The organism is Pseudodesulfovibrio sp. zrk46, from assembly GCF_012516435.1.
Lineage (GTDB): Bacteria > Desulfobacterota > Desulfovibrionia > Desulfovibrionales > Desulfovibrionaceae > Pseudodesulfovibrio.
Genome location: NZ_CP051216.1, coordinates 2,327,492 through 2,354,262, shown reverse-complemented (window position 1 = coordinate 2,354,262; position 26,771 = coordinate 2,327,492). Strand labels below are relative to the sequence as shown.

Genomic DNA, 26,771 nt, shown 5'->3' with positions numbered 1-26,771 from the left:
AATAATAAGGAGAAGAATCATGTTAAAATATTTCTATTCAAAGCAAGCCCGCAAACCTTCGGGACTGTTCGGGAGATTCGTCTCCCGATTGATATTCGACAAAGGCAACGCAGTGGTTAATGAGCTAATGGATGAAGTTGTTGACGCCCAAAAAGGTCAAACCATTCTTGAGATCGGATTCGGGACTGGCACAGTCATCAAAAGTATGGCCGACAAGATCGGCAACGGAGTAATCCATGGCATCGATTTCTCCGATGCCATGTTGGACGTTGCCCAAAAAAGAAACAAACGACACATCAAGAGCGGTTGTGTTCGGCTCACCCACGGGAATTTTGAAAACATGAATTCGAGTGCGGAATCATACGACACGATATGCTCCGCCAACACGATCTACTTTTGGAAAGATCAGGCTGCGACAAGCTTGCAGATCCACTCCCTTCTTAAACCAGGGGGCAAGGTCGTTCTTGCCTTCATGGACAAGACTAGGATGGACACCCTGCCTTTGGACATGCAAATATTCGACACTGTTTCACCTGCGAGAGTAGAGCAGATGCTTCTCCAAGCCGGCTTTGTTTCAACAACGACGCATCAGTCAACCAAAGATCCATCCCAATACTGTGTTGTTGGAGTGAAATGACCCATCCTTAAAAATGAATTGAGAATTCGAAGTCACATGTGGAGTAAGCGCTCAACTTCTTTCGCAATTGTGCCCAGTAGTGATGCTCCCGATCAAAGACGGCAGCCTTTACCGTCTCATACTGCTGAGGATAATTTTTTTGTATAATCCGACTTGTATTTTGCCAGTTCAAATCTGACTCATTGAGGATGCTGAGCCCGTACACCCAAACCTTGTCGACGCTATCTTTTACAGACTCGATCAGCGGCAAAGGGCTGGTGATATATGGGATGACAGGACAAATCATTGCTGATGTTCTCAGTCCGGCTTTCTTGCACTCCCGCAATGCATGCATCCTGGCTTCGGTGGACATCGTTCCACCTTCGAACAAGTCTCGTACTGAGTCATCCTCAAAAGCTAACGAGAAACTAACCGATGCGGATTCCATGGTTTGCAAAATATCCAAATCCCGCAAGATGAGATCAGACTTCGTCAGAATGCTGGCAGAGAGACCTCTTGCTGCAAGCATTTCAAGTGTCTTTCTTGTTTGACGAAGCTCTGCCTCACACGGTTGATACGGATCTGTTTTCCACCCCATGTAAACACTTTGTGGAGAAAGCCCTTTCAACTCTTCGGAAAGCACGCCTTCAAGATCTGCATGAACCATTATCTCTTTGGCCCAATCTGTTTTGGCATCATTCAATGCATAGCAATAATGACAAAGGTGAGCACAACCGATATATGGATCGATTTGATACTCATGCCCCTTCAGCGTGCATGGTGTAAGAATTGTTTTGGAGTCGTGAGCTGTAATTTGCATAATGCACCTCATGTCTCGAATTATGGGTTGCAACTCTCTTTTGGGAAACTCCGGTATGAACCGACCCAAAAAGACTTTCCACTTTTTAGAAATATCCGATCTTGGCCTATTTCAATTAGCCTTTTCTCCTTGCACAGATTTGAAAAAGCTATGGGGTCGATTAGATTCATGATCGGGGACAAACGCTCAAGACTCCTAAAGGGAGTAGGAGTAACGGGTGCGAATTGAGGCTTTGGTTCCTGAAGAACGACAACGAGAGTCCCATAATCAAGAATGCTCTCTTTTATGTTTTGTAACGCGACATGAACGTCCACATATTCGAAAACAAGTGCTGCCAGCACCATTGATACAGGTTTCATGCTGAACTCAGGCTTCGATATATCAGCATGATGAAGCTCAAGAGAAGAAATAGTATCAGAAAATCGGGAGGAAAGGATTCTCAGATAATCAGGATTGATATCGACTCCAACAACTCTTTGAGCGGTTACTGTATCAATATGCTCAAACCCATTGCCAGTGGCACATCCTATTACTGCCAATGAGGTTGGAGCAAATTCTTTCAAAGTCGAGGACATTAATGAGCTCAAGGCCTGAGATTGAGCCACCTCAGGCAATGCCATATGTTTTTCATAATCAGAAGCCGGTATGGTCAACCACGGGTTTGTCGTTTTATTCATAACCGATAATCTCTCCGCAATTTTTCGCATTTATTTTAAAGGATCAGTTGTTACTACTGATCTTTAACTAGCGAGCATCATGCCAAACATTACTCATTTTATTTTAATATGTTATAAGCAAGCTGCATTTTCAAGACTTCATATACGACAAAACAAATTGCCAGATACGACACAATACAGTTACCCCTAGTAATATAACCCTCAAAAGGACTTAACGTAATGGACAGGAATACATTCTTTCGAGAAGTCACTCTGAGAATATGTGGAAGTCTCAAAATCGAAGAAGCATTATTTTCGACGTTTACATTTCTTCGGGATGTAATGCCTGTAGACGTCCTGGTTCTTGAACATGTGGACAACTACTATGGTTCGATGCGCACTCTCGCTATGGCGACTGAAGCTGGTGGAGAAGCAGTAGACACACTGACACCTCTTTCCAAAGAAGCTCAGGCAGAAGCTAAGGAGACTCTGTATGAGGGCCCCAAGGCGTTCCTGTTAGAGGATCCGCACTCAGAGAAAGTTGCAGACGAACTCCTCAACTTCCATGACATGAAGGCGACATCAGTAGTCGTTCTGATCCTCGAATCCGATCCTCAAATGCTAGGTTCGCTTGTCGTTATATCACAAGGCGAAAAGAGATTAACCGAAGACCATAAAGAGCAACTCGCCTCTGTACGAGAACCATTTGCCATTGCCCTGTCGAACGCCATGAAGCATAGAGAAGTCATTAAGCTCAAAGACTTGCTTACAGACGACAACCGCTATCTTCAGGGAGAATTGCGTCGATTGTCCGGTGACGAAATCGTTGGAGCCAACTTCGGATTAAAGCAAGTGATGATGCGCGCACAGCAAGTAGCTTCTCTGGACAGTCCGGTTTTGCTTCTTGGCGAAACAGGAACCGGTAAGGATGTCTTGGCCCACTACATTCATTCTGCGTCATCCCGCAGCAAGGGGCCGTTCATATCCGTCAACTGCGGGGCCATCCCCGATACGTTGATAGACAGCGAACTGTTCGGTCATGAAAAAGGAGCATTCACAGGCGCACTTGCCCAGAAGCGTGGACGCTTTGAAAGAGCAAATGGTGGCACCATATTCCTTGATGAAATCGGAGAACTGCCATTGCAGGCCCAAGTTCGTCTGCTGTCAGTAATTCAAAATCGGGAAATAGAACGCGTAGGAGGCGTTAAATCCATCCCGCTAGATATCCGAATAATCGCTGCCACACACAGAAACTTGGAAGAAATGATCAAAGAAAATCTCTTTCGGGAGGATCTGTGGTTCCGTCTCAATGTATTCCCACTCATGGTTCCGCCACTCCGTGAGCGGAAGACTGACATCCCTGCACTAGTCCAACATTTCATTAATCAGAAATCCAAGGATTTGAAACTCTCCACAATCCCAACTTTGAAGCCTGGGGCAATCAATTACCTGCTAGAGTACCACTGGCCAGGCAATGTCAGAGAGTTGGAGAACATAGTCGAGCGCGCACTAATTCTGAACCCAACTGGCCCATTGTCTTTTGAAGAATTCATGATTGGTATGCCCACAACCAACGGGGCTTCTTACACATCGAAAGAGCCCCGTAGCCTAGATACCGTTGTATCCACTCATATCAGGAAAATATTATCTCAAACCAATGGGAAAGTGAGCGGCCCTGATGGCGCAGCAGACATCCTTGGAGTCAATCCAAGCACCCTGCGAAATAAAATGCGAAAGCTCCAAATACCGTTTGGCAAGAAGGCCACCTAACACAGGTACGGAGAGATATTGAAGGGCTCAGATGAAGGCGACATATAGAGCTACAAGCAAGCATTATTGTATTATGAAAGGCCATCACATCAACTACGGGCTTATTATTATTTTTTAAACAAATACGGCCCTTATGAGGGCACTCAGCCCACTCCTCAAAAAAAGCTAACCACCTGTAATAAAGAGTAAATAATTTAAAACTCTTCGTAACCAGTAGGTCGTCGGTTCAACTCCGATTTCCGGCTCCACGGAATAGTCTAGCCTCACAATGCGTTACCGCAATGTGAGGCTTTTCTTATTAAGATGCCTCATAAAAAACACTCCCTATGGGGTAGAAATAGAATATATTGAGCATTTTATTAGTAGTCTCTTTGGCTTCAACGGAATCAAGCGCTTACGATTATCGTAAGCGCTTTTTTTGTGCCTTGGTGTGTGCTGATACAAATTGAAGACAAGGGAATACCCTAATTGGATAAGAATATTCACATTCCATGATGGGATTATAGTACTTGCCTCAAAACGAGAGTTCCGTGTTCACATCAATCTATATATAGATAGTTTCTATTTATACTATAGATAAAATCAGTTTTTTAAATTGGACTATTGCTAAATTCAAAAGTTAATAAAATATAGTGTTTTTAATATTTTAGATTTAACAACATTACCAAGAAACCGCACCAATCCGTCTCGCAGAAATTGTGACACTACAGACGACGGACATGGCCCATTCAACCCTCTGTGTAGGTATTTCCATGCACCACTCCCCGAACGAAACAGGCCTTCAAGTACTCGATAAACAGCTGAGTTGCAGCCTAGGACTGACCAGACAACTCGTAGGCGTCACCTTCCATTTTTCCCGGGATTCGTTCGAACAAAGTGACGCCAATCTTACCCGGAAACCCCTTACATATTGTTCACTCGTCAGAATGGCCAGTAGCGGCCTTTCCAGAAAGGCAGGATTCGAGGAGATTTCCTGCCCCGGCGCTAAGCGAGCGCTCGGCCTCGAGCCTGTCAACGAGGAGTTTCGATCCGGCCAAAGATACATGTCACTTGGCCTCTACAAGGACTTGGAATGCGCCCGAAAGACCTCCGCCGTCGTCAGCATAATGGACAGGCAAATCCACGGCGTGTCCATGGAGCCTTTGTCCGACTGCTCCCATGCGCCTCATGTAGTCATCGCCATATGCAACCCAAATCAATCGATGCGCCTTGTTCAAGGGTACATTCATGAAAACGGCCCCATCGACTCCATGCGAAGTATGGGGCAGCAGGGACTCTGTGCGGAACTGACGGTACACCCGTATCTGACAGGCGAGCCCAACGTGTCACTCCTCTGCTCCAACACCCGGTACATCAGCGCCTGGGATGACAACGAACTCGGAGTGGGCATACCCGCCGCGTCACTGGCCTCAATAACTGACGGCGTACTAAAAACGATCAATGCGGCTGAATCGGATGCAAACAAGGACATCATCATCGACCGGGCCCAAGCCATGGGATTTGATCTGGGCATCACAAAAGGAACGGCCTACTACCAATCACCGAAAAAAACTGTCCCCGACTCTTCGCTTCCCCCTTCCCCCAACCCCGATCCGACACCAAAATCACAACGTATAGCCATCAAGGTTCACTCTGTTTCCAAAAGCCACACCCAGCAATCCGGTTCCTCCATCAAGGTGCTTGATACGGTCTCCCTTGAAGTCCATGAGCAGGAGTTCCTGACCTTTGTCGGCCCCAGCGGATGCGGAAAAAGCACCCTGCTCAATCTCATGGCAGGACGATATGCGCCTGACTCTGGCACCATTTCCCTGCCCGGCAGCAGACCGCAAAACGGACTGAACCTTGGATTCATCTCGCAGGCGGACACCCTGCTCCCTTGGCGCACAGTCCGCAAGAATGTGGAATTGGGACTGGAAATCCGCAAGGTGCCAACAAGGGAACGCCACAGGACCGCCGACAGACTCATGGAACAGGTCGGACTGCTCGAATTCGCCAACAGCTACCCCTTCGAACTATCCGGTGGCATGAAACAGCGAGCATCGGTCATCCGCGCCCTGGCCTACGATCCGGACGTCATTTTCATGGACGAGCCGTTCGTGGGCCTCGATGTACAGACCCGTGATGCCCTGGAGCAGGACATTCTCACGCTCTGGCTCGAACACAAAAAGACCATCGTCATGGTTACCCACGACCTGGGGGAAGCTATCACCTTATCCGACCGAGTCATTCTCTTTTCCGGCAGGCCTGCCACAATCAAGGCTGAGTACGACATCCCTCTGCCCCGCCCCCGTTCGGTGGTCGAAAGCAAGTTTACCGATGAATTCGTTTCCATCCACAAACGCATCTGGCAGGACCTCAGCGCCGAGGTTCTCAACGAATCCCAAGGGGGAGAACATGCCTAACTTTCGCCTCAATGACGACCTGCGGAACAGGCTCTATATCCTGGGCATGGTGTCAGCACTTCTCGTCATATGGGAAGTCGCCACGCGGACAAAATTCATCAACACCTTTTACGCAAGCCAGCCCACGGTCATCGCCTCGGATTTCTACCACTTCGTGACAAGCGGAGACATACTTCCCCATTTGCTCACCACCCTTCAGGAAGCGCTCTTCGGTCTCTTTTTCGGAACCATCGCCGGCATCATTTGTGGGGTAGCCCTCGGCAAGACGAAACGTCTCGCCGACCTGTTTGAACCTATCATCACAGCTCTATACGGCATCCCCAAGCTTGCACTGGCACCCATATTCATTCTCTGGTTCGGCCTTGGAATGGAATCCAAGATATTCCTGTCCGCGCTTCTCGTCTTCTACCTCGTCTTTTTCAGCACCTATTCCGGCATTCGCAACATTAACCCTGACATCATCGCCACGGTGCAGCTTATGGGCGCCAACCGGCATCAAATATTTTTCAAGGTCACGCTACCTTCATGCGTCCCCTGGGTTCTGACCGGAATCCGTGGGGGCATCGGCGCGTCCCTCATTGGGGCAATCGTCGGCGAATACATGGGAGCCAGCGCAGGGTTGGGGTGGATGATTCAATACGCCACCACCACCTATCAGATCGAGCGCGTCATGTCCTGTATCCTGGCGCTGCTGCTCATCGGCCTTGTTCTGAACAAAGGACTTCGCATGTGCGAAAAAAGGCTGCTGCGTTGGCGGCCGGATAATTTCTAACAACACATAATCTTTACCGGAGGAAAACAATGTTGAGGAGAAGTATTCAGGTCTGTCTGGTCGCTATGCTGACCATGGTGATCATGATCGGATTTGCAACCGGCGCACAAGCCAACAAGAAACTGACCAAAGTTGTTTTTGCTGAGTGCGCCCGTAGCGAAGGCTGGCTGCCGGTTCACCTGGCTCAGACTCTTGGTTTTTTTGAAGAAGAAGGGCTGGCCCCCGAATTTATCACCTACAAGGATGGTCCGCTGGCCCTCATGGGACTCCTGAACGGCGACGCAGAATTCTGTATCATCGGTTTCGAGCCGGTACTTATGGCCCACGAAAAAGGACAGTCCAGCAAAGTCATCATGACGACTCTGGACAGCCAACCCTATACTTTTGTCAGCCGCCCCGAACTGACCAGCGCAGCCGACTTCAAGGGCAAAGTCGTCTTTGCAGGCATGCCCGGCTCCGCACCCTACTTTTTCGTCAAGACCATCCTGCGCAACGCAGGGGTAGACCCGGACAAGGAAGTCACGTTTGCCAGCCTCGAATACGGTGCAGAACTGGTGGCCATCAACAGAGGCCAGATCGATGGTGCGTACGTACGCGCCACTCGCTTCAAACAGATACAAGAAATGGGTGGCCGCATCATCCTCGACGCTACCAACCCAGCGAAACACAAGGAAGTGTATGGCTCGGAGAAATACCAGGCCATGTCCGTACAGGTGCGTGACGACTACATCAAAGAACACCCCGAAATCGTACAGGCTTTTTCCAATGCGGTATATAAGGGCATCCTCTGGCAGCTCTCCCACACCGATGCGGAAATAGCTAAAGCCGTTGCCCCGATGTTCCCTGGCCGCAATATCGATGCAGGTCTCATCAGCGTCCTGCGAAAAGTCTGGTCAACAGACGGCATCTACACCGAGGAAGGCTACAGGGCGGTCATCGATTTCTGCGTAGCCAACGGCGTACTTCGGGCCCCAATCCCAATGAATGAAACTGTGGACAATTCCTTCATGGAAAAAGCCAAAGCAAACATCCACTAGCAATCAAAACAATACATTATTGAGAATTGGGATGGGCAGTATGCCCCTTCCCCCCAACGTACAAACGAAACCCGTTTTGCAGGACAGCTCAGCGGTTCGTCGCTTCAACTCCGATTTCCGGCTCCAAACGAAATCAAGGGTCTAGTGTAAAGCTAGACCCTTTTTTTGTTGTTTTCATTACTCTTGGTCACGTTGGGTGGGGCAATTGTCAGGTTTATTTTGGCCCTACAAATTGTCGAATATGGATAGCATCCTCGACAACAATTCTGTGCATACCATGCTAAAAGTACTCTGTATTATAACACCTTGCCTTTCCCTCTTCTAAGCCGAGAATTTTCCCCAAATCGAACCGTCGCAAAATTATAACATCCCCGTTGCACTTTTCACTTGCAATAGGGGATGTTTTCCTTTCTATAGCAATCATAGAGAATTCCTTTCTCTTGCGCATTTCTACGTTGTTTTCTTACTCTAAATGGTGGTGAATCATGATTCATATTCCTAGGGAAGAGTGCGTCAACACCGAGACGGCAACTCGAAGAGAATGGCTCGATACCAACGGCATAGGTGGCTATGCATCAAGCACGGTCATCAACTGCCACACGCGAAAGTACCATGGACTTCTCATCGCTTCCCTCAAGGAACCGCGAGGCAAATTCGTACTGCTTTCGAAAGTGGAAGCGTCGCTGGTTCATGAAGACCTCGAATTCAACCTTTCCACCAACAAGTATCCGGGGGTTTACCACCCCACAGGTCATCAGTTTGTGGAGGAGTTTGAGCAAGGCCTGTATCCGTCCATTACATATCGGATAGGTGACGCAGTCATCCGCAAGTCCATGATGATGGTACGCGGCAAGAACACCACCCTGCTTTGCTATGAGCTTTTGGAAGGCAAAGTAAAACCCCTCCTCCGTATCCGCCCCTTACTGGCCTATCGGGACATCCACACCCTGACCCGGGAGAACATGTTCCTTCGTCCCAAGTCGTATCCGGAGAAGAACGGACGAAAAATCCAGCCGTACGAGGGCATGCCCCCACTCTACATGGCCACCAACAGAAACTCGGAGTTTTTCCCCGGCCCCAAGTGGTCCCTGAACGTGGAGCACCTCATGGAGCGAGACAGGGGCTTTGACTATCAGGAAGACCTGTTCTGCCCCGGCATGTTTGAGACGACACTCAGAAAGGGCAAGCCCATTATCTTCGCTGCTTCCACCGAACCTCTCGGCAACCTTGAACGGCTGAGAAAGAAGGAAGTGGAACGACGCGAAGAAGCATTCGCAGCCTGCAAGGACAGAAGCAAGAGTGTCCGTTGGCTCAAATATTTCTCGGACCAGTTCCTCATCCGAAACGCTTCGGATTTCGCCTCTGTGGTGGCAGGATACCACTGGTTCGGCGAATGGGGGCGGGACACCATGATCGCCCTTCCCGGTCTGACCTTTCATGCAGGACGACGGGAGTTCGGTGAGGAGGTCCTTGCAGCCTATGCCAAGCTCGAAAGAGACGGCCTTCTCCCCAACTATCTCGACCAACGCTCAGACCACCTGGCCTACAACTCCGTGGATGCCTCTCTGTGGTTTTTCTGGGCGGTGCAGGAATACCTGAAAGCCAAGGGGAGCAAGCAATTCGTATTGGATCACATCCTCCCGGCCCTTAGGAGCATTGTCACGGCGCACCTCGATGGACGCGTTCCGCTCTGCGGCATTGGTGAAAACGGCCTTCTCTATGCCGGAAACGAGCACACCCAGCTCACATGGATGGATGCGCAGGCGTACGGCGGGCCCGTCACTCCCAGACACGGGGCAGCGGTGGAAATCAACGCCATGTGGTATAACGCCCTCTGCTTCCTCATGGAGTTACTACCCGAAAAGGACGAGCTTTACCCCCGTGCCCGGCACGCTGCCGACACATTGGCTGGCAATTTCATCGACCAGTTCTGGAACCAAAAGGACAACTGCCTGAGCGACGTGGTCAACGGCCACGGTCAGGATCACAGCATCAGACCGAATCAGATCTTTGCTGTGTCCATGCCGCACACCATGCTGAATATCGAGCAGATGCGGGCGGTCATCAGTACGATCCAATCTCATCTGTTGACGCCTTATGGCCTGCGCACGCTCTCCCCGAGGAGCCCACTCTACTCACCATTCTATCGAGGGGATTCCGACGAGCGCGATTCGGCGTACCATCAGGGCATGGTCTGGCCATGGCTGGCCGGACACTTCGGCGAGGCATTGCTCCGACAGGCTGAGGACAAGAGCGGCACCAAGGCCTTCCTGTGCAAATACTTCAAGCCTATCCTGCGGTCGTTCCCGGAAGAGTTCGGCATTGCATCCGTTCCCGAGTTGTATACCGGCAATCATCCGCATCTCCCCAAGGGGACCATCGCACAGGCATGGAGCGTTGCCGAAGCGATTCGCCTGAACAAGATTCTGGGGGGCAAATAACCATGCGGGTACTCATGTTCGGATGGGAATTCCCTCCATACATATCCGGTGGCCTCGGTACGGCCTGTCTTGGCCTGACAAAGGGGCTGGCACACCACGGGACCGACATACTGTTCGTACTTCCCCGACTCGACTCCAATGAAGAGGCAGGACACTTGAGCCTTCTAGGCGCCAATCGTGTCCGTGCAAGTGTCGGCATCAGGGAAATCCTTGAACTGCAGGAGCGCGTCTCGGTTCTGGAGGTACTGTCTCCTTTGCGCCCCTATCTCACTGAGAAGGAATACATCCATCTTCTCGAGCGCAATGAGCTGATTTCAGCCGAAGATATTCTGGGCCAGTTGGACAATGACTTTGCTGGCGGCTACGGCGACAACCTCATGGCCGAGATCGTCCGATACAGCCTTGTTGCCGGACACATGGCGCGGCACGAGAAGTTCGACGTGATCCACGCCCACGACTGGATGACCGCCCCGGCCGGGATTGAGGCCAAACGTGCGTCGGGCAAGCCTCTGGTGGTCCACGCCCATGCCCTTGAATTCGACCGAAGCGGCGAACACGTCAACCAGCGGGTGTACGACATCGAGCGGGCCGGGTTTGAGGCCGCGGACCGTATCATCGCCGTGAGTCACTTCACCAAGGACACCATCGTCAGGCGATATTCCATCGATCCATCCAAGATCACGGTGGTGCACAACGCGGTGTCCAAAGAGCGCCGCCTGAAGCAGATGCGCATCGAGAAGCCCTTCAAGGAAAAGCTGGTTCTCTTTCTGGGACGGATCACATTCCAGAAAGGGCCCGACTATTTCATAGAGGCCGCTGCCAAAGTGCTGGAAAAGAGCCCTAATATCAGGTTCGCCATGGCGGGTTCCGGAGACATGTTCCCCAGAATGGTGGAACGAATGGCCGAGTTGCGTATTGCCGACAAGTTCCATTTCCTTGGCTTTGTGCGCGGCATGGACGTTGAGCGCATATATGCCATGAGCGACCTCTACGTCATGCCCAGTGTCACCGAGCCGTTTGGCATCACGCCACTCGAGGCCATGGTCTACGACGTGCCGTCCATCGTATCCAAGCAGTCCGGCGTTGCCGAGATAATGGAGAACGCAGTCAAGATCGACTTCTGGGACGTGGATCGCCTCGCACATGAAATACTGGATATTCTCGATAACGATGACCGGGCCGCCATGCTCAAGCTCAGCGGCCGCCATACGCTGAAAAAGGTGCAATGGGAGCACGCCGCCGAACACGTTCTCCACGTATATAACCAGCTCATGGGAGGTGCGGCATGATCTCCGTCTGCTTCTATTTTCAGGTGCATCAGCCCATGCGCCTCGATCAGGGGTACACGTTCTTCGACATGGGAAGAAGACACCACTACCGGGATGAAGCAGCCAACCGCGACATCCTGCTTAAAGTGGCGCAGAAGTGCTATCTCCCTGCCAACAGGATGATGCTCGACCTGATCAATGAATTCAAAGGCGCCTTCCGCATCTCCTACGCCATCACCGGTGTCGCCATGGAGCAATTTCAGGAGTTCTGCCCCGAAGTTCTCGACTCATTCCGAGACCTCGCAGACACGGGCTGTGTGGAGTTCATCGGTGAGACACACTATCACTCCCTTGCCTTCCTCTTCTCCAAGGAAGAGTTCCGTCGTCAGGTGAAGATGCACGGAAAAATCCTCGAAGAGTTCTTCGGCTCCAAACCCGTAACCTTCCGCAACACGGAACTCATCTACAACAACGACCTCGCCCTTGAGATCGAGAAGATGGGTTACAAGGTCGTTTTGGCCGAAGGCGCGGATCAGGTGCTCGGCTGGCGCTCCCCCAACTTCGTGTACCAACCCGCGGGTTGCTCAAAGCTCAAGGCGCTGCTCAAGAACTACCGCCTCTCGGATGACGTGGCGTTTCGCTTCTCGAATCAACAATGGGATGAATGGCCCGTAACCACGGACAAATTCGCCGACTGGGTACACGCCATTGCCGGAAGCGGAGAGGTGGTCAACCTGTTCATGGACTACGAGACCATCGGCGAGCATCAGTGGGAAGACACCGGTATCTTCAATTTCTTCCGCAGCCTGCCCCGGTCCATTCTCTCGCACCACGATTTCGCCTTTGAAACCCCGGCAGAGGCTGCTGGCCGACTCGACCCGCTTGCCCAACTCGACGTACCTTTCTTCACCTCCTGGGCAGACCTTGAACGTGACGTAACAGCCTGGCTCGGCAACCCCATGCAGGATCAGGCGGCGGAGTTGGCCTACGCCCTTGAAAAGCGGATCCTCGACTCTCAAGATGACGACATTATCGCCACATGGCGGGAAATGCTCACGAGCGACCACTTCTACTACATGTGTACCAAGTGGTTTTCCGACGGCGATGTTCACAAGTATTTCAATCCCTACGACACCCCGCATCAGGCGTTCATCACATACATGAACGCCCTCAATGATCTGGCCCTCAGGGTCGGCTACGAACGGACCACATCCTAAACAGGAGATTTGAAATGGAAACCAGCTGGCTCTTCGAAGTTTCATGGGAAGTCTGCAACAAGGTGGGCGGTATCCACACCGTTATCAGTAGTAAAGCTGCACAGGCCATGGAGACCTTTGACGGCCGATATGTGGCAGTCGGGCCGCTTCTCGACCGCAACCCCGGCTTCAAACCGTGCGATCCGCCAAAGGAGATCGTCCCCACTCTGGAACGGCTGAAAAGCAAAGGGATCGATTCTGCAGTGGGCCGCTGGGACATCCCCGGCCAGCCGTGGGCATGGCTTATCGGTTTCCAGAATGCCATCCCGGCCCATGACAAGCTCCTCTTTCAGCTCTGGAACGATTTCGGCGTAGACTCCATGGCCGGAGGCTGGGACTACATCGAACCGGTCCTGTTCAGCACCGCGGCTGCCATGTCCATCAAGGAGATGCACGACGACCTCGAAGAGTTGGCCGATGTCTTCGCCCATTTCCATGAATGGATGTGTGGCGCTGGCGTGTTGTATCTCAAGAAGCATGCTCCCGGTGTGTCCACGGTCATGACCACCCATGCCACCATGCTTGGGCGAGCCATGTCCGGCTCCGGAGTGGATATCTACGACAGGCTGGATGAAATCGAGCCGACACAGGAAGCCAAGCTCTTCGGGGTCACGGCCAAGCACTCCATGGAATCCGTTTCAGCCCGGGAAGCGGACTGCTTCACCACGGTCTCCAACATCACCCGCCGAGAAGCGTCCAACCTCCTCGGCACCAATCCGGATGTGGTCACGGTCAACGGCTTCAACCTCGAAGGCTTTGCAGAACCGGGCGCGGTGGCAAAGACGCGTGAAACGGCACGCAAAGCGCTCATTGATCTCGCCGAACGCTTTCTTGACCGCGAGCTCAACCCTGAAAAGACTCTGCTGGTGGCGACCAGTGGACGATACGAATTTCACAACAAAGGCATCGACCTGCTGATCGACAGCATGGCCGAGGTAAATGATCAACTGGCCGCATCAGACAACGACGTTACCGTGGTCACCTTCCTGCTCGTCTCATGCGGCTACGCCGGTTTCAGTGACGAAGCGCGAAGACGTCTGAAGGAAGAGAAAACGCTCGAGAAATTTGCCGGGATTTCGACCCACCAGCTGTTCAATGCCGAACAGGATCCCATCGTGAACAAATGCCGGGAAAAGAGACTGGACAATTCTCCTGAAAAGCGGTGCTGCGTCATCTTCATTCCCGTGTATCTGGACGGCAGTGACGGCATCCTGAACCTTGAATACTACGACGCCCTCGCAGGCATGGACCTGACGGTGTTCCCGTCCTTTTACGAGCCATGGGGATACACCCCCATGGAGAGCGCGGCCTTTGCAGTCCCCACCGTCACCGCCGACCGCGCTGGTTTCGGCCAGTGGGTCATGGAGAAGCATCCCGACGGGCATGCCGGCGTCAAGGTCATCAACCGGCTGGAAGACAACTATGACAAGGCACGTGAAAACCTGACGCGATTCCTTGGAGAGTTCACCAGATGGTCTGACAAGGAACGCGCGCATCGCAGTGCAGAGGCAAGAAAGATAGCCGAGGAAGCGACGTGGGAACACTTCTATCCTCGCTACGTCGAGTCCTATAAAAACGCTGCCGACATCCGCACTGAGCGCATAGCGGGAGTACAGCGCATGGCTGCTGCCCCCGGCAAGGAGATATCTTTCACCGGCGTCAACACGACGCATCCACGGCTGCGCTCATTCATGGTCGTCACCGAACTGCCCCAGGCACTGGCCCGGCTCCGGGAACTGGCCAACAACCTCTGGTGGGTTTGGCACCGTGACACGCAGGAATTGTTTGAATGGATGGACGCTGAAAAGTGGAAGGAATCCGAACACAATCCTGTCCTTTTCCTCGACACCATGGACCGCGACCGCCTCAATCAGCTTTCAGGCGATATCGATTTCATGGGACGGGTCTCCAGCGTCCTCGAACGCTTCGATGCCTATATGGCGAAACAGGCTGACGCCAACATCAAAGGGATTACATGGAACAACCCTGTCTCCTATTTCTCCATGGAATTCGGCCTGCATGAATCCATCCCCATCTACTCTGGTGGCCTCGGTCTTCTCTCGGGCGACCACATCAAATCCGCCAGTGACCTGAACCTGCCGTTTGTCGGCATCTCACTGCTGTACAAGCAGGGATACTTCCACCAAAAGATCAACGGCAATGGCGAACAGGTTGTGGAATACCACCAGAACGACTTCGCAACCATGCCCATCACCCCGCTGCAAAACGACGAGACAGAGAAGATCCTCGTCACCGTGGACCTGCCGGGACGTACGGTCTTCGCCCAGATATGGGAAGTGCATGTCGGGCGGGCCAAGCTCTACCTGCTTGATACGGATATCGTTGAGAACTCCCGCACTGACAGAGACATTTGCTCGCGGTTGTATGAACCGTCCTCAACCGGCCGGATCGAACAGGAAATAATACTGGGCGTGGGTGGCGTGCGCCTGCTCAAGGCCCTGAATATCGAGCCCTCGATCTATCATCTCAACGAAGGCCATTCCGCCTTCCTGCTGTTCGAACGCATTCGTCACCTCATGCTCATCGACGGGGTGGACTTTGCCACGGCCAAGGAGATCGTGCGCGGGTCCACGGTCTTCACCATGCACACACCTGTCCCTGCGGGTAACGAACGCTTTGAAAGGCATCTCGTGGAGAACTACTTCCGCGGCTACGCCGAAGAGATGGGTGTTCCTTGGGACGCCTTGTGGAACCTCGGCCACATCTACTCCGAAGAGGCCGACCATTTGAACATGACCGTACTCGCCCTTCAACTCTCCTGCATCAGAAACGGTGTCAGCAAGCTGCACGGCGACGTGTCCCGGCGCATGTGGATGGACCTGTGGCGTGGTTTCCTGCTGGGCGAAGTGCCGGTCGGACACGTCACCAACGGGGTGCACGTCACCTCATGGCTCGACGAACGAATCCGCCACGACATCGAGACCACCTGCAACACGGCCGTCCATCATGAACTGCTGGGCGAAACAGACTGGAATTGCCTGGACAACATCGACGACCGGCGCCTCTGGGAGAGTCATGTTGCGCTCAAGCATCGGCTCTACGATGAAGTGCGCCGCTCCATTACGAAGCAGTGGAAGCGCGAAGGCGAGCCGCCCAACCGACTCAATGCGTTTCTCGACAACCTGCACGCCGACCACCTCTCCCTGTGCTTTGCCCGACGCTGCACGGCGTACAAACGCCCCACCCTGATCTTCCACAATCTTCAACGGATCAAGGAGATACTGTGTCACGCAGACAGGCCGGTAAACATCATCTTCGCAGGCAAGTCGCACCCCGCCGACACCATTGGTGCCGGATATATCAATCTTATCTGTCGCCTTGCCAAGCAGGACGACTTCCTTGGCAAAGTCATCTTCCTGGAGAGCTTCGACATACGACTGGCGCGCCTGCTTGTATCCGGTGCGGATGTCTGGCTCAACAACCCGACACGGCTCATGGAAGCCAGCGGCACCAGCGGCATGAAGGCTGCGGTCAACGGCGTGCCCAACTGTTCCATCCTCGACGGCTGGTGGGATGAAGCCTTTGACGGCAAGAACGGCTGGGCCGTGGGCAGTGGGCTGGTGTATGAGAGCCAGGTCAATCAGGACATCGTGGACGCGGACAATCTCTATGAGACATTGGAGACCAAGGTGGTTCCCGAGTTTTACGACCGCGACGGGAATGGCATTCCCCACGCATGGGTCGCACGCATGAAGGAATCCATGAAGACCGCCTTCAGGCAATACGGCACGCATCGAATGGTTCACGATTACATTGAAGACATGTATCTCCCGGCCATAGAACTCTCCAACCGCCGCACCAAAAACAACTACGTCCTGTCTCAGGAAATCGGAGAATGGCGCAAGCGCATCCCGGGCCGTTTTTCCACGGTTACCATCAAGGAAGTCCATGTGGATGGCATCATTGGCGATGTATTCAAGCTCGGCAGCAAGCTGACCGTCACCGCAAAAGTCGATAAAGGCCAGCTTCAGGAAGAAGAACTGCTCGTCGAGTTCGTGGCCGCCACCCCGGACGAAGAAAAGGTTCTGGACAGCATCCCCATGAAACTGAAGCACACCGAAGGCACCATCCTGCAATTCAAGGCAGAATACTCACCGAATGTATCCGGTCCTGTTCGCTACGGCGTGAGGGTTATTCCCGTTCATCATGGACTCGTCTGCAAGTGCGAAAGCCGACTCATCCGATGGAGTTGATCCCATTATGGCCCTGAAATCCTGACGCTTGTCATTGGTATGTGTTCACGGCACACACAGACAGCCACTTCTTTGGGGATATAAAGATCATCCTCGATTCAACCAAAATCAAGGGTTTAGCTGACAAGCTAAACCCTTTTTTGTTGTCCGTTTTCGACTCTCTTCAAACGTGGATTTCCACCTGAGGTAGAGGGCAATGATTGGGCCACGACACTCGAACACAGCCAATGCAGCACTATATAACTTGGATTACTTGCTGTTTTTTTGATATATAGGGTATGCCTGATAGAGCAATCATTAACACTATCCAGAGATACCCTATGCCCAAAAAGACGATTATCCATCTACTGCTACTTCTCCTGTTGGCGTTGGCTGTCGATGTATTCATCCAGTATCAACTCCAACGGCAGTACAGGAATGATCAGATTTTGGACGTCTCGCTCCGACTCTCGACGATTCGGGCAGAGCTGGAAAAAGAGATCACTTCAAACTTACTCGTTGTTCAGGGAGCAAGCAGCTTCATCTCCGTCACCCCCGATCTGAATGAAAAAAGTTTTGCCGACTATGCCCAAAGGATATTGGAAAAAGCTGACCTATTGAAAAACATCGGCGCCGCCCCGAACTTCATCATGACCTACGTTTACCCACTCGAGGGCAATGAAGCGATTCTGGGCGTCAACTACCGAGAACTTGAGAGCCAGTGGGATCAAGTAAAACAGGTTGCCATAACCGGAGAAATGGTTGTGGCCGGCCCGTTGAAACTCGTCCAGGGAGGCATGGGCCTCATTGGAAGAGCCCCGGTGTTTATCTACGAAAACAACAGCAAGAAACTCTGGGGCATCGTATCATCCGTTATCGATGTTGATCGTCTTTTTGAAAGGACCGGATTTTCCAACACAAACCTCGAACTTGCAATTCGTGGAGTAAACGGCAAGGGAGAACATGGCGCCGTATTCAACGGGAGAAAAGAATTATTCGCTCCCCATGAAAAAGCGGTCACGATGCGCATAGTTTTCCCGGCAGGCAGCTGGGTCATAGCAGGAAAACCCGTTGAAGGATGGGCTTCATCGCATCCTTACTCATTTGTAATCCATAGTATTCTTGCTCTGCTCTTCTTGGTAGCAGGATTCTACCTTTACAGAGCAGAAACGCGAAATGCGCAGATCGCTCAAGCACAACAGAACCTGAGCATCTCCCAATCCATGGCTCACCTCGGAAGCTGGGAACTCAACCACCAAAACAACGAACTGTGGTGGTCAGAAGAGGTGTTTCGTATCTTTGGTCTTGCCCCTGATGAAGTGACGCCCTCTTTGGACCTCTTTGTCTCAGTGGTGCATCCTGACGACCAGGAAATGGTAATGGGAGAGTTTCAAAAGAGTCAGGAAAGCTGTGGTGGATACGCCGTTGACCACCGCATTGTCAGGCGAGGCGGAACTGTTCGACACGTCCAGGAACGTGGCAGCATCCAGTGTGACCGCAAAGGCAACCCGGTCATATCCCGCGGGACAGTGTTGGACATTACCGATCGAGTTCTGGCGGAACAAGCCTCCAAAGCGAACGAAGAACAACTTCGTGCCATGTCAGAAGCATCCCACGACGCTTTGGTCATGATCAACTCTGAAGACAAGGTTTTATTCTGGAGCCTGGCTGCGGAGAAAATGTTTGGATGGTCTCAGGAAGAAGCCCTGGGCCAAAAGCTCCACCTCCTGATTGCTCCCGACGAAGAAAGAGACATGGCGTGGAAAGGCCTGAAACATTTTGCTCACACAGGACAAGGGCCGGTTGTTGGCTCTGTTTCCGAATTCATGGCCATAAGAAAAGATGGCAGCCTCATCCCTGTTGAACGGTCAGTCGCCTCATTTGCACTGAGCGGTGAATTCTATGCCGTTGGGACACTGAGGGACATCACAGAAAGAAAACTCGCCGAGCAGGAACTGAGAGCCTACTCGGATCGTCTGAGCCTCGCCTCCCAGGCTGGCCAAATTGGTGTCTGGGAATGGAATGTGACAGACAACACCGTTGTCTGGGATGAACAGATGTACTCACTATACGACATACAGCGTGGGGAATTCGGTGGATTATTCGAATCTTGGAAAAACCGGGTTCATCCAGACGACCTTGAACACGCGGAAGGATCACTCATCAGTGCGGTGGAGAATGCGACCACTTGGGAATGTGAGTTCAGAATCGTCCTCCCCAATAACGAGGTGCGGTACATCAAGGCCGCAGCACTGACTCGACAGGAAATTGAGGACAAAACCACCTACATGACTGGCGTCAATTGGGACGTAACGGAATCTCGCAATACACAAGAACAATTGCGCTTGTTAGCCACGACAGATTCTTTGACAGGTCTCAACAATCGACGTCATTTCATGGAAATGGCCGAGCATGAAGTGGAACGGTGTCGTCGTTATCAGGCCCCCTTCTCGTTTGTCATGTTCGATGTCGACAAGTTCAAATCCGTCAACGACACATATGGTCACGACGTGGGCGATATCGTATTGAAAGAGATTGCCAATATCTCAACGAACAATTTGAGAGAGATTGATATTCTTGGACGTATCGGCGGTGAGGAGTTTGCGGTGGCCTTGCCAGAGACCAACCTTGATTCAGGTCTTCTTGTTGCCGAAAAGATTCGGACAGCTATCGAACAAGGGAAAGCGAGGATCTCCGACAGCCAAGAGATTGATTTTACTGTCAGCCTTGGCGTAGCGGAATTCTCTGAATCTCTCAGTTCGCTGGAAGAACTCATTAAAGCCGCAGATACAGCTCTCTATAGAGCTAAGGCGAACGGTCGAAACCGAGTAGAAAGGGCATCGGAAGATTAAAGAAATTTGGAGCTTGTACTCCACAGAAAACAAGCCACGGCGCAGGACATGCACCGTGGCTTGATTACGTTACTGAGTCTTCAGCTTCACCCAATAGTCATCATACAGCTTCATGGCTTCACCGAGATAATCCTGAAACTCCCCACGGGCCATATCTTCTTCGGACGGATAGACGATGGGATTATTCCGAACATTTTCCGGAATCAACTCCATAGCCTTGGCGTTGGGAGTCGAGTAGCCCATCTCGGTACTGATGGCCGCGGCGACATCGGGACGCATCAGGTAATTCAGGAATGCGTGAGCTTCATCAACATTTTTCGCCCCCTTGGGAATGCACAAGGAGTCTACCCACAGGTTGAACCCTTCGGGCGGATAAATGTACTGGAAGTCGGGGTTCTCCTCGTTGACGATGAACGCTTCACCGTTCCAGACCACCCCGATCAGAACCTCACCTGCAAGCAATGCCTGCTTGGGGGAATCAGAATCAAACACACGCACCATCGGGATCAACTTCTTGAGTTCCTGATATGCCTCTTCAAGGTGTGCAGGGTCGGTTTCGTTGACAGAGTATCCCAGCTTCTTCAGGGCAAGAGCGAAAGCCTCGCGCGGTTCATTGGGCAACAGCAGTCTGCCTTTCATCTCCGGTTTCCACAGGTCAGCAATGGAAGTAACAGCACTGTTGCCGAGCATGCCGGTGTTGACCGTGATGGAAGTGGAACCCCACATATAGGGAATGGAAAAGGCATTGTCCGGATCAAAGGACTGGTTCACGAACTGGGGAGCAAGGTTGGCGAAGTTAGGCAGCTTGCCTTTCTCCAACGGAAGAAGAAGCCCCTGCTGCCGCATGAGACTGACATAATCGGAAGAAGGAACGATGAGGTCGTAGCCCTCGCCAGCCAGCTTGATCTTGGCGTACATGGCCTCGTTGCTGTCGTAAGTGGACAGGTGGACCTTGATGCCGGTTTCCCTGGTGAAGTTCTCAACGACTTCATCCGGAATGTATTCGGACCAGATGTAGAGATACAGTTCGCCGCTTCCGGCAAAGGAAGGCAGAGCGCAAAGCAGCACAAGAACAAAGGCCAACAGAGTTTTTTTCATTATCGTTTCTCCTTGAGCAGTCGCCGGGACAGGATGACAGCGACCACTGTGATTCCGATCATCACCACGCTGAGCGCGTTGACATCGGGTTTGATTCCAAGACGGACCATTGAATAGATACGAAGGGGCAACACCTCATAAGTCGGCCCCGTCGTGAAAAAGCTGATGATGACGTCGTCCAGAGAAAGGGTGAAGCTGAGCAGCCAGCCCGCCATGAGACCGGGCATCGCCATGGGAATGACGACCTTTCGGAATACTTGGTATTCACTCGCCCCCAGGTCGCGGGCAGCTTCGACCACGGATCGGTCGAACCCTCTGAAACGGGAATAAACCGTCGCGATCACGAACGGCACGCAGAGGGTGACGTGCCCCATGAGCAGCGTCCAGAATCCCAAGGTAAAACCGGCTCCGAGAAAGAGGACAAGCAGCGAAATGGCGATGACGATGTCAGGAGACATCATCATGACGAACACACCGCCAAAGACCGCCCTTCTTCCTTTGAATCGGTACTGGTGCAGCATGAAGGCACCGAGAGTGCCGATGAGACAGGCGACCGTGGCCGACACCACCGCGATGGTCATGGAGCGAACCGCTGCGTCGAGCAACGTCGTGTTACTCAAAAGTTTGCCATACCACTTCAGGGTGAAGCCCTTCCATGACAGCGAGTATTTCGAAGCATTGAAGGAATAGACCGCCATGACAACCAGCGGAAGGTAGAGGAACAGGTAGACCAATCCCACATATGCTGATTTGAGGAGTTTCATCACAGCCTTGCCCTCCTGCCGGATCGGCGGACGCTCCGGTAGTACAGGACCAGCATGCAGCCCATGATCAACGTCATGGCAATGGATGCGGCTGCTCCCATGGGAAGATCGCGGGTCGCGAGGAACTGGTCCCGGATGTAGTTGCCCAGCAGCATGGTACGCGCACCGCCAAGAATGTCCGGGATGTAGAACATGCCCAGCGCAGGCAGGAACACCAGCATGCAACCGGACACGATGCCCGGCATGGACAGCGGTATGGTGATCTTGCGGAACGTCGTCCACTTGCTCGCGCCGAGGTCGCGGGACGCCTCAACAAGCTTGCCGTCGATTTTCTCGATGGCTGCATACAGCGGCAGAATCATGAACGGCAGCAAGGTATAGATGAGTCCGATGAAGATCGCCGTCTGAGTGTACATGATCTTCAAGGGCGCATCGATGATACCAAGAAACAGCAACGTCTTGCTCAGGATTCCGTCAGCCTTGAGGACCGCGACCATGGCGTACGTGCGGATGAGGCTGTTGGTCCAGAACGGGATCATGACCAGCAGAAGCATGAGTCTGGAGTAGCGCTTGATCGCACGAGCAGAGATGTAGGCAAACGGATAGCCGATGAGCAGGCAAAGCAATGTGGCTGTTGCTGCAAGGAACAGGGAATGGAGAACCATGGCTCCCAGTTCCGGCTCCAACAACCGCATATAGCTGGTCAGTGAAAACGTTGGCTCAACGAGGTTGTCAGGGTGACGACTCAGGAAGCTGACCCCCACAAGCAGAAACGTGGGGATGGCGCCGAATAATGTCATCCACCCGAGAACACCCCCGATGATGAACCGTTTGAACAAGCGGCTATCCTTCATAGGGCAGCACCACCTCCCAGCCTTCAAACCAGCCTACGGCAACTTTGTCTCCAGCATGAAAATAGAGGTTCTCGGCATCCTCGTCGAAGAACTCCGAAACAAGAATTTTCTTGCCATCATCCAAGGTGATGTCCACGTCATAAGTGGCACCTTTGTAGAAGGTGCGATCCACTGTCCCTTTGAGCATTGCCTTGGAAAACTTCTCTGCCAGCTCAGGGTCGTCTTTGACCTCCCGCATCACCTCGACACGAAAGTCCTCCGGGCGCAGCAGGACATGGATTTTGTCCCCCACTGCAAAATCCCGTTTGGATTTGACCAGGACCGACACGCCCTCGACCTCGGCGCTGTAGTTGGTCTCGCCAATTCCGGTGATTATCCCGCTGAGCACATTGATCTCACCTACGAAACGGGCAACGTAAAGATTGGCAGGATCTTCGTAGACATCCTTGGGGCTACCGATCTGTTCAATGCGTCCCTCATTCATCACCACGACCCTGTCGGACATGGTGAATGCCTCTTCCTGATCGTGGGTGACGAGGACAAAGGTGATACCAAGGGTGCGTTGCAGCTCCTTGAGTTCCTTCTGCATCTCCTTGCGGAGGCGATAGTCCAGCGCGGAAAGCGGTTCATCCAGCAGGAGAACGCGTGGCTTGTTCACGATGGCACGGGCAATGGCTACACGCTGCTGCTGACCGCCAGACAATTCCGAAGGCATGCGACGAATCATCTTTTCAAGACGCACCAACTGGAGCGCCTTGGGGACTTCGCTGGCGATCTCCGCTTCGGATATTCCCGCAATTCGCAGGCCAAAGGCCACGTTGTCATACACGTTCATATGCGGAAATAAGGCGTAACTCTGAAATACGGTGTTCACCGGCCGAGCTTCGGGAGGCTGGCCTGCCACTGAAGTGTCGTCAATATGGATCTCACCATTGTCGCATTCTTCAAAGCCACCTATGAGCCGCAAAACGGTTGTCTTGCCGCAACCGGACGGTCCAAGCAGGGTGAGAAACTCACCGTCGGCTATGGACAGGGAAACATCTTCAATGGCGACATCCCCATCGAAAGATTTGCTGACTTTGGATAGTGTTATGACATTTTTCATTGTTTAATTATGGCTTGATGATTGAAATGTCTGGCTGAACAACCAGTTCGCCGTCGAAAGACGACTGCTTTTGCCTGCGCATCCTTTGCTTGAAATGTTCAATGCCCGGATTGAAGATGAGGTGAACGAGGGTGGCGACCACCAGGGTCAACGCGAGGATGTGCCATCCCGAAGGCTCCTCCCAATACTCCTCGAAAATGGCTATGACGCTGAAATGAAGAAGATAAAATGGATAACTGATCTTCCCCATGTTTCTGTCAAATTGAAGCGCCTGGAAGGCTCTGAAAACAAAAGGAAGCGCCAGTAAAGTCGCCACGGGGAGCGCAAAAGGTTTGAGGGCATCATCAACATCGCCGACGACCAAGATGAATCCAACCACAAAGATGAATGCAAAGTAGTCGATTGCTTCGCGACCGGGAGCAAGGGTGCGATAGAATCTGTAGGCAAGGATGCCGCTGCCGAACAGCCAGAACTCTATCGGGAAGAACCGCTTGAAAAACACCACGTCCGCATAGGGGCTGTTCATGATCAGCAGCTTGGCGGCGATGCTGGCGACCACGAGCCCAATCAAGGAGCGAGAGCTCAACCGGACAAGAAGTGGAGCCAACGCGTAAAACAGAATCTCCAAGGAAAGGGACCATGCCTGAATCAGCGGTGCGTGAGCCCAAATACCGTGCTTGCTGGCAGTAACGAAATGCAGCCCGCCGTCAGGCGAAGCGGCTAAGCTGAACAGCAACTCTTGTCCGAACACGCAGGCGGATGTCCACAGCATGAGGAAGAAAGACAAGGGGTCTGACAAGAGGGTACGGATTTGGTCCATTCCGATCATGGGGTGAATGTTCCAGGTGGTCAGCAAGGAGATGCTGACGATCAGGGCCAAAACATACATGGGGTACAACGAAAGGAAACGTCCCATGTAAAAGCCTTTAGCTGATGCATAGTTCGTGTCCAGAATCAGAGCCATGTAGAATCCGGAAATGGCGAAGAAGGCAAGTACCGCCTCATGCCCGCCGACAATGGGCACTTCTACAAAAGTGAAGTGCGAATTGAGAACGGCGATGGCGAGCAGGAGGCGGATGATACCCATGGTCTATCCTTTGCCGCGCGTTTGGGTCTTGCCCGGCTTGGCATTCTTTTCAATGAAGTCGATGATTTTCCCGGAAAGGCTTTTGCCAGTGACTTTTTCAATACCTTCAAGGCCGGGAGAGGAGTTGACCTCCATCACCACCGGACCGTGATTGGTTCTGAGCAGGTCGACACCGCAGACGTTCAATCCCATGATCTTGGCGGCGCGGACGGCTGTGGAGCGCTCCTCCGGGGTGATGCGGACAGTGGAAGCAGTGCCGCCACGGTGCAGATTGGAGCGGAATTCTCCCGGTGCTGCCTGTCGCTGCATGGAGGCGATGACCTTGCCGCCGATGACGAGGCAACGGATGTCGCGCCCTTTGGCATCCCGAATATATTCCTGCACAAGGATGTTGGCTTTGACGCCCTGAAACGCCTCGATGACGCTTTTGGCGGCCTGATTGTTTTCTGCGAGCACCACGCCGATTCCCTGAGTGCCTTCCAGCAACTTGACCACCAGCGGCGCACCGCCGACCATCTCGATGAGGTCGTCAGTGAACTTGGTGGAGTGGGCGTAGCCCGTGACGGGCAGGCCGATGCCTCTGCGGGAAAGAAGCTGCATGCTGCGCAGCTTGTCCCGGGAGCGGGTAATGGCTACGGATTCATTCAGGCTGTAAACGCCCATCATTTCGAATTGGCGGACAACCGCTGTTCCATAGAAGGTGACGGAAGCGCCAATACGAGGAATGACGGCATCAATATCCGACAGGTCTTCGCCCTTGTAGTGAATCATGGGGTTGTGAGATGCGATGTTCATGTAGCAGCGAAGCGGATCGATGACACGCATGTCATGCCCGGCTGCCTTGCCCGCCTCCACCAGAGCGTTAGTGGAGTACAGGGACCGTTTTCGAGAGAGGATAGCTATTTTCATTCGTTGAAGAGTGTCGGGTAAAAGGTTGCTGAATTGTATTTTCCTGCCTGATAGGAGAGTTGCGGATCGACGATGAGCCTTTGACTCATGCCAGAGCGACCAAGCAGCATGCGGAACTTCATCTGGTCCCGATTGGTCAGGGTCAGGTCGATAGACCATCGCCGCCCTACAATCTCCAAAGTGGTTCTCACCACAAATCTTTTTTGACTTTGCCCGCCGGAATTGGTCACTTTTCGCCGATCAACAAGCGGTGCTTCGCAGGGAATGGAGATATCGTGTCTCCCCTGAAGCGGATGAATGTTGAACCGTACGAATTGTGCTCCATCACGCTCGAAGGGAACGATATCGAAGGCATGTATCGCCGAGGTCGCAGCCCCGGAGTCGACTTTGACCTTGATGCCGGGAACGCAAAAATCGGGCAGCGAGACCCACTCTCGCCACCCGATGATCATTTTCGGTTGCTTTTGAGTACTCAATGGTCGGCTCCTTACGTCGTGTCCAAAGAATTGCGCATGGAATCGACGCAAGGAATAAAGGACGTCCTGTTGGGACAACCCTGATAAAAAGTCTGTTTACGACCAAGGCTATTGCCAGGCATCGTCACCCTCGTAGTCCATCTCGTCTTCAAGTGTGTAGTTGCGCACCTTGATACGCAATTCTTCGTCGGTTTCGGTGATGATGCCTTCTGCCGTGATCCATCTATCGATGTAATCCAAAAGCTCTTCACCTTCTTCGTTGTTTTCAATGGTGAATTCTTCTTCCCCGTCCACAAGAAGGATTAGGCTGGAAACAGTCTCCTTATTCCAGTCCGCGGGAATCAGCTGTCCATAGAGAGAGTCTTCGTAGATGTCCAAAGCCATGGTTCCTCCGG

Annotated in this window: 20 protein-coding genes; 10 read left to right on the top strand and 10 right to left on the bottom strand. The window is 52.5% G+C overall.

From position 1 onward, the window contains the following. The first annotated feature begins 19 nt into the window (after nt 1-19). Nucleotides 20-637, top strand: coding sequence for a class I SAM-dependent methyltransferase (locus HFN16_RS10650; RefSeq protein ID WP_168890734.1), 618 nt, complete (start codon nt 20-22; stop codon nt 635-637). A gap of 7 nt (nt 638-644) precedes the next feature. Here the strand turns inward: HFN16_RS10650 and HFN16_RS10645 are convergent, their stop codons facing one another. Together HFN16_RS10645 and HFN16_RS10640 are read right to left on the bottom strand one after the other, a co-directional pair. Continuing rightward, a complete protein-coding gene (locus HFN16_RS10645; RefSeq protein WP_168890733.1) occupies nt 645-1,436 on the bottom strand; it encodes a radical SAM protein in 792 nt (263 codons plus the stop codon). A 20-nt stretch (nt 1,437-1,456) separates the two neighbouring features. Further along, a complete protein-coding gene (locus HFN16_RS10640; protein ID WP_168890732.1) occupies nt 1,457-2,113 on the bottom strand; it encodes a class I SAM-dependent methyltransferase in 657 nt (218 codons plus the stop codon). Nucleotides 2,114-2,332: 219 nt separating this feature from the next. Here HFN16_RS10640 and HFN16_RS10635 point away from each other — a divergent pair, with 219 nt between their 5' ends. From HFN16_RS10635 to HFN16_RS10595, 9 genes are all read left to right on the top strand, one after another. Continuing rightward, nucleotides 2,333-3,862: a sigma-54-dependent Fis family transcriptional regulator gene (locus HFN16_RS10635; protein WP_168890731.1), complete on the top strand. Its 1,530-nt coding sequence runs from the start codon at nt 2,333-2,335 to the stop codon at nt 3,860-3,862. 719 nt (nt 3,863-4,581) lie between these two features. Next, a complete protein-coding gene (locus HFN16_RS10630; protein WP_348771085.1) occupies nt 4,582-6,264 on the top strand; it encodes a DUF169 domain-containing protein in 1,683 nt (560 codons plus the stop codon). Continuing rightward, complete coding sequence (locus HFN16_RS10625) at nt 6,257-7,036, top strand: ABC transporter permease (RefSeq protein WP_168890729.1); 780 nt, start codon at nt 6,257-6,259, stop codon at nt 7,034-7,036. Before HFN16_RS10630 ends, HFN16_RS10625 begins: the two co-directional genes overlap by 8 nt. Before the next feature lie 29 nt (nt 7,037-7,065). Continuing rightward, entirely contained in the window at nt 7,066-8,073 is a 1,008-nt protein-coding gene (locus HFN16_RS10620; protein ID WP_168890728.1) for an ABC transporter substrate-binding protein, read from the top strand. Between the two features lie 485 nt (nt 8,074-8,558). Continuing rightward, nucleotides 8,559-10,514, top strand: a complete 1,956-nt coding sequence (locus HFN16_RS10615) for an amylo-alpha-1,6-glucosidase (RefSeq protein WP_168890727.1) — start codon at nt 8,559-8,561, stop codon at nt 10,512-10,514. A gap of 2 nt (nt 10,515-10,516) precedes the next feature. Then, on the top strand, nt 10,517-11,803 hold the full coding sequence (locus tag HFN16_RS10610) for a glycosyltransferase family 4 protein (protein WP_168890726.1): 1,287 nt from the start codon (nt 10,517-10,519) through the stop codon (nt 11,801-11,803). Continuing rightward, nucleotides 11,800-12,999: a glycoside hydrolase family 57 protein gene (locus HFN16_RS10605; RefSeq protein ID WP_168890725.1), complete on the top strand. Its 1,200-nt coding sequence runs from the start codon at nt 11,800-11,802 to the stop codon at nt 12,997-12,999. The genes HFN16_RS10610 and HFN16_RS10605 overlap by 4 nt, the downstream gene beginning before the upstream one ends. 14 nt (nt 13,000-13,013) lie before the next feature. Continuing rightward, nucleotides 13,014-17,252: an alpha-glucan family phosphorylase gene (gene glgP, locus HFN16_RS10600; RefSeq protein WP_168890724.1), complete on the top strand. Its 4,239-nt coding sequence runs from the start codon at nt 13,014-13,016 to the stop codon at nt 17,250-17,252. A gap of 320 nt (nt 17,253-17,572) precedes the next feature. Further along, complete coding sequence (locus tag HFN16_RS10595; RefSeq protein ID WP_168890723.1) at nt 17,573-20,083, top strand: diguanylate cyclase; 2,511 nt, start codon at nt 17,573-17,575, stop codon at nt 20,081-20,083. 69 nt (nt 20,084-20,152) lie between these two features. On the opposite strand, the gene HFN16_RS10590 is transcribed toward HFN16_RS10595, so the two are convergent. The 8 genes from HFN16_RS10590 to HFN16_RS10555 form a co-directional block, all read right to left on the bottom strand. Beyond that, on the bottom strand, nt 20,153-21,181 hold the full coding sequence (locus tag HFN16_RS10590; RefSeq protein WP_168890722.1) for an extracellular solute-binding protein: 1,029 nt from the start codon (nt 21,179-21,181) through the stop codon (nt 20,153-20,155). Then, entirely contained in the window at nt 21,181-21,945 is a 765-nt protein-coding gene (gene potC, locus HFN16_RS10585) for a spermidine/putrescine ABC transporter permease PotC (protein ID WP_168892337.1), read from the bottom strand. The genes HFN16_RS10590 and potC overlap by 1 nt, the downstream gene beginning before the upstream one ends. Next, nucleotides 21,945-22,799 (bottom strand): spermidine/putrescine ABC transporter permease PotB, encoded by an 855-nt coding sequence (gene potB / locus HFN16_RS10580; RefSeq protein ID WP_168890721.1) that lies wholly within the window; start codon nt 22,797-22,799, stop codon nt 21,945-21,947. Before potB ends, potC begins: the two co-directional genes overlap by 1 nt. After that, a complete protein-coding gene (potA, locus tag HFN16_RS10575) occupies nt 22,789-23,904 on the bottom strand; it encodes a spermidine/putrescine ABC transporter ATP-binding protein PotA (RefSeq protein ID WP_168890720.1) in 1,116 nt (371 codons plus the stop codon). Before potA ends, potB begins: the two co-directional genes overlap by 11 nt. A 7-nt stretch (nt 23,905-23,911) precedes the next feature. Continuing rightward, nucleotides 23,912-24,991 (bottom strand): acyltransferase, encoded by a 1,080-nt coding sequence (locus tag HFN16_RS10570; protein ID WP_168890719.1) that lies wholly within the window; start codon nt 24,989-24,991, stop codon nt 23,912-23,914. A 3-nt stretch (nt 24,992-24,994) separates the two neighbouring features. Then, nucleotides 24,995-25,900, bottom strand: coding sequence for a 30S ribosomal protein S6--L-glutamate ligase (gene rimK / locus HFN16_RS10565; RefSeq protein ID WP_168890718.1), 906 nt, complete (start codon nt 25,898-25,900; stop codon nt 24,995-24,997). After that, nucleotides 25,897-26,376 carry an ATP-dependent zinc protease gene (locus tag HFN16_RS10560; protein ID WP_247648312.1) on the bottom strand — a complete coding sequence of 160 codons (480 nt, stop codon included), beginning with the start codon at nt 26,374-26,376 and terminating at the stop codon, nt 25,897-25,899. The genes rimK and HFN16_RS10560 overlap by 4 nt, the downstream gene beginning before the upstream one ends. A 108-nt stretch (nt 26,377-26,484) precedes the next feature. After that, complete coding sequence (locus HFN16_RS10555) at nt 26,485-26,760, bottom strand: hypothetical protein (RefSeq protein WP_168890717.1); 276 nt, start codon at nt 26,758-26,760, stop codon at nt 26,485-26,487. Nucleotides 26,761-26,771 lie beyond the last annotated feature (11 nt).